Genomic DNA, 4,424 nt, shown 5'->3' on the forward strand with positions numbered 1-4,424 from the left:
CCGAGGCCGGTCGGGGCGGCGGGTTGCCGGCCAGCCGGCCGGTGAGCCTCGCGGTGCCGGCCATCCGGGTGACCGCCCCGGTGGCCCCGGTGGGCCAGGCGAAGGACGGGTCGATCGACGTGCCGCCCCTGAACCGGCACCACCAGACCGGCTGGTACGACCGCGGCCCGACCCCGGGGGAGCCGGGCCGGGCCATCATCGTCGGGCACGTCGACTCCAAGAGCGGCCCGGCCGTCTTCTATGACCTGCGCAAGCTCAAGCCCGGCGACCGGATCGAGGTGACCCGCGAGGACCGCAAGGTCGCGGTGTTCACCGTCGACTCGGTCGAGTACTTCGACAAGTCCCACCTGCCGGCCGACCGGGTCTACGGTGACGACGGGCCGCCAGCGCTGCGGCTGATCACCTGCGGCGGCGCCTGGGTCGGCGGCCGGACCGGCTACGAGGACAACGTCATCGCCTTCGCCTCGCTGGCCGAGACCCGGCAGCCCTGACCGGCCGGGCGGTCAACTCTTGCCGGTGACCTGCTGGACGACCTCGAACTCCAGCAGCGTGGCGCCGGAGGCGACCGGCCGCCGCTGCTCCCCGCCCTCGCCGCCGGCGTGCGCGGCCCGGGCCGGCCGGCCGCCCACGCCTGGTACGCCTCCTCGCTCTCCCACCGGGTGTAGACGAAGTAGCGGCTCTCGCCGGCGACCGGGCGCAGCAGCTCGAAGCCGAGGAAGCCGGGGGAGTTCTCCACCGCGCCGGCCCGGGCGGCGAACCGCTTCTCCAACTCCTCGCCGGCGCCGGACGGGACGTCGATCGCGTTGATCTTCACGACTGCCATGGCTCCACCCTAACCAGCGGCCGATCAGCCGGGCGGACGTCCCGCCCGCGCCCCGACGCCGGCCGGGTCCGCCGGACCGCCCGCGTCGAGGCAGGGCTCAGAACGATTCGACGGCCGGCACCAGTTCGGCGTCGACCACGATCGGGGCGTGGTCGGAGGGACCCTTGCCCTTGCGGGCCTCCCGGTCGACGTACGCGGAGCGGACCGCCCGGGCGAACGGCGCGGAGGCGTAGACGAGGTCGATCCGCATGCCCTTGTTCTGGTGGAACATCCCGGCCCGGTAGTCCCAGTACGTGTAGGGGTGCGGGCCCTTCATCGGGGTCGGCACCACGTCGACCAGCCCGAGGTCGCGCAGCGCCGCCAGGGCGGCCCGCTCGGCCGGCGTGACGTGGGTGGAGGCGACGAAGAGCGCCGGGTCCCAGACGTCGGCGTCGGTGGGGGCGACGTTGAAGTCGCCGCAGACCGCCACCGGCGCCCCGCCGGCCAGCTCTGGCTCCAACGCGTCCCGCAGCGCGGCGAACCAGGCCAGCTTGTACGCGTAGTGCGGGTCGTCGGGGGCGCGGCCGTTCGGCACGTACACCGACCAGACCCGGACCCCGTCGCAGTTGGCCGAGATCGCCCGGGCCTCCGGCTCCGGGAACCCGGGCTCGCCGGGGAACCCGACCGCCACGTCGGCCAGCCCGACCCGGGACAGGATCGCCACCCCGTTCCACCGGCCGTCGCTGTGGCTGGCCACCTCGTAGCCCAGCTCGCCCACCTCGGCGCTGGGGAAGGCGCCGTCGGGGCACTTGGTCTCCTGCAGGCAGACCACGTCCGGGCCGGTGGTGGCCAGCCAGTCGAGCAGTCGGGGCAGGCGGGCCTTCACCGAGTTCACGTTCCAGGTCGCCAGACGCATGCCTTCAGCCTGCCGTATCCGGCCCCCACGCGCCCGGCCAGCCGGACCGGCGCGCCGCATGATCGGCCCTGGAGCCGGCCGCGCAACGAACGGGCTCAGTGCCCGGCCGGGCCGGCTGGCTCGGCGCGGCGGATGATCGACTTCAAGGCCGCGCGCGGGCGGTGCCGGCGCGACCGCCGGTTGCCCAGCGGTCGGCCGGGTCAGCCGTTCGGGGTGTCGCCGGGGCGGGTCTGCTCGGCCAGGAACCGCTCCAGCTCGGCGCCGAGCTCGTCGGCGGTGGGCAGCGGCCCGGCCTCGGCGGCCAGCAGGTTCTTCTCGCCGCGCCCACGGGCGAACGCGTCGTACTGCTCCTCCAGGGCCTGGACCAGCGCGGCGGCCTCGTCGGTCTGCGCGACCTGCCGGTCGATCTCGACCCGCACCACCTCGGCGGCCGTGCGCAGGCTGTCGCTGGGCAGCAGCAGCCCGGTGCTGCGGGAGACCGAGGAGAGCAGCACCTCGGCGGCGGCCGGGTACTCGGTCTGGGCGACGTAGTGCGGCACGTGCGCGGCGAAGCCGATCGCGTCCCGGCCCGCCTCGCCGAGCCGGTACTCCAGCAGGTGGCCGACGCTGCCCGGGACCTGCACCCGCTGGAGCCAGGGCTCGTAGCCGGAGATCAGCTCGCGCCGGGTGGCGTGCGCGGTGACCCCGGTCGGGCGGGTGTGCGGCACGGCCATCGGGATGGAGTTCAACCCGGCGGTGAGCCGGACGTCGAGTCGGGTGGCCAGGGCGGCGACGGCGGCCACGAACCGCTCCCACTGCAGGTCCGGCTCCGGGCCGGTGAGCAGGAGGAAGGGGGTCTCGTCGTCGTCGTGCAGCAGGTGCAGCGCCAGCTCCGGCGCGTCATAGTGCTCCCAGTGGTCCTCGACGAAGGTCATCACCGGGCGGCGGGAGCGGTAGTCGAAGAGCTGGTCGACGTCGAAGGTGGCGATCTGACGCGACTCCAGCGAGGTGAGCAGCTGCTCACGGGCCAGGCGGCTCGCGCTGCCGGCGTCGACGAAGCCGGTCAGGGCCTGGATCAGCACCGGCTGCCCGAGGTCGGGCAGGTCGTCGGTGAGCTGGTAGAGCTCGTGTGGGTCGAGCACCGGTCGGACCTCCTGAGGAAACGCGCGTACGGGCCGCCGTGCGCGCACGGCTCCCGGTTCGCCGAACGTACCCGCCCGCGGTATCCATTCCAGCAACGGGCGGTTGGCGGCGATCCTGGCGAGCAAAGACGGACGAAGCGCGCATTTCGCCGATCATCGGAGGTGCGGTTGTCCGTTGGTCTACCGATCGCTCGTACCAACGGGGGATATGGTCGATCATGCGGGCCGCGGCGGCGGTGTCGACCCCGTCGTTCCGAGGCTCCCGCCGCCGGGGGGTCTTCCCGAGATGCCGGTTCTGCGGGGTTACGCCCCGCGGCCACGGGACACCCCCGACGCGTCCCGGTTCGACCCGTCGGATTGTGGCGAGGGCCACTCGCTCACGGTGGGTGGCCGGTGAAACGCCTGCCTAACGTCGTCGGATGCGTGACGACGACACCATCGACGACCAGTACGCCCACGAGGGCCCGACTGGCCGTTCGGACGATACCCCCTCGTCCGTTCAGGTCGGCGTTCTCCGTGGCACCGAGGCCGCTCCCTCGCTCCGTACCCGCCTCGGCGCCCTCGTTAACCCCCTGACCCGCCGCCCGTCCCGGGTGCGCTCGCCTCCGGCGTGGTCTGCTGCCTCGGCGTGGCGGCCTTCGCCGGCGTGCAGGCCCTGCCGGCCGACCGGCTCGACCCGGTCGCCGCCCAGCCGGCGCTCACCGAGCGGGCGCAGGAGGGCGCCGCCTCCCGCGGCCAGGCGCGTCCCCCGGTCACCGCGACCCCGACCCCCGCCGCCGCCCCGACCGCGACGAAGAAGGCCAAGCCGAAGCCCAAGCCGAAGCCGAAGCGGATCGCCCCCGTCGCCGGCCTGGACCGGGCCCAGATGGCCAACGCCACGGCCATCGTCAAGGCCGGCCGGAAGATGGGCGTGCCCCGACAGGCCCTGATCATCGCGTGGCCACCGCGATGCAGGAGAGCAACCTCTACAACTACGCCAGCGGTGTGCTGCCCGAGTCCCAGAACTACCCGCACCAGGCCATCGGCTGGGACCACGACTCGGTCGGGCTGTTCCAGCAGCGGCCCAGCAGCGGCTGGGGCGAGGTCCGCGAGCTGATGGACCCGGAGTACGCCACCCAGGCGTTCCTCTCCGTGCTGCTGGAGATCCCCGGCTGGCAGGACATGGCGCTGACCGACGCGGCCCAGGCCGTGCAGGTCTCGGCGTTCCCGTGGGCCTACGCCCAGCACGAGTGGCGGGCGACCGAGGTGGTCGAGGCCATCCTGGCCTGATCCGCCCCGGTTGTCGGTTGCCGGTTGTCCGTTCGGGGTACACATGATGCACGACCACCGAACGGAGGACGACATGTCACTGGTGCAACGGATCAGGGCGTTCCTGCGCTCGCCGCGGGGGCAGCAGCTGGTCGACCGGGGCCGGCGTGAGTTGGCCAAGCCGGAGAACCAGGCCAAGCTCAGGCAGGTGGCCAACCGGTTCTCCAGCCGCCGCCGCTGATCGTCCCCCGCTCGCCCTCGACACCGGGAGCCCCCGTGACCGACTCCGCCCCCGTCGACGACGAACCCACCACCCCCACCCCGCCGCCGGCCAGCC

General features: G+C 73.8%; 6 protein-coding genes and 1 pseudogene. 3 read left to right on the forward strand and 4 right to left on the reverse strand.

The window, feature by feature from the left end:
- The coding region (locus JNW89_RS28745) for a class F sortase (RefSeq protein ID WP_238451484.1) at positions 1-491 on the forward strand (491 nt) is incomplete at its 5' end.
- 12 nt (positions 492-503) lie between these two features.
- Here the strand turns inward: JNW89_RS28745 and JNW89_RS28750 are convergent.
- The 4 genes and pseudogenes from JNW89_RS28750 to JNW89_RS28765 form a co-directional block, all read right to left on the reverse strand.
- Positions 504-823 (reverse strand): annotated as a pseudogene (locus JNW89_RS28750) (antibiotic biosynthesis monooxygenase family protein).
- Between the two features lie 97 nt (positions 824-920).
- Positions 921-1,718, reverse strand: a complete 798-nt coding sequence (locus tag JNW89_RS28755) for an exodeoxyribonuclease III (RefSeq protein WP_238451485.1) — start codon at positions 1,716-1,718, stop codon at positions 921-923.
- Positions 1,719-1,918: 200 nt separating this feature from the next.
- Entirely contained in the window at positions 1,919-2,839 is a 921-nt protein-coding gene (locus tag JNW89_RS28760; protein ID WP_238451486.1) for a proteasome assembly chaperone family protein, read from the reverse strand.
- 564 nt (positions 2,840-3,403) lie between these two features.
- Complete coding sequence (locus tag JNW89_RS28765) at positions 3,404-3,730, reverse strand: hypothetical protein (protein ID WP_238451487.1); 327 nt, start codon at positions 3,728-3,730, stop codon at positions 3,404-3,406.
- Positions 3,731-3,775: 45 nt separating this feature from the next.
- Here JNW89_RS28765 and JNW89_RS28770 point away from each other — a divergent pair, with 45 nt between their 5' ends.
- Positions 3,776-4,108 (forward strand): hypothetical protein, encoded by a 333-nt coding sequence (locus tag JNW89_RS28770; RefSeq protein WP_238451488.1) that lies wholly within the window; start codon positions 3,776-3,778, stop codon positions 4,106-4,108.
- 73 nt (positions 4,109-4,181) lie between these two features.
- Positions 4,182-4,328 (forward strand): hypothetical protein, encoded by a 147-nt coding sequence (locus JNW89_RS28775; RefSeq protein ID WP_170285326.1) that lies wholly within the window; start codon positions 4,182-4,184, stop codon positions 4,326-4,328.
- Positions 4,329-4,424 lie beyond the last annotated feature (96 nt).

Source organism: Micromonospora sp. 4G55, from assembly GCF_016803375.1.

What these genes read in the sequence shown, in the direction of transcription:
- JNW89_RS28755 (WP_238451485.1), bottom strand. Translation starts at nt 1,718, where the DNA reads ATGCGTCTGGCGACCTGGAACGTGAACTCGGTGAAGGCCCGCCTGCCC.
- JNW89_RS28775 (WP_170285326.1), top strand. Translation starts at nt 4,182, where the DNA reads ATGTCACTGGTGCAACGGATCAGGGCGTTCCTGCGCTCGCCGCGGGGG.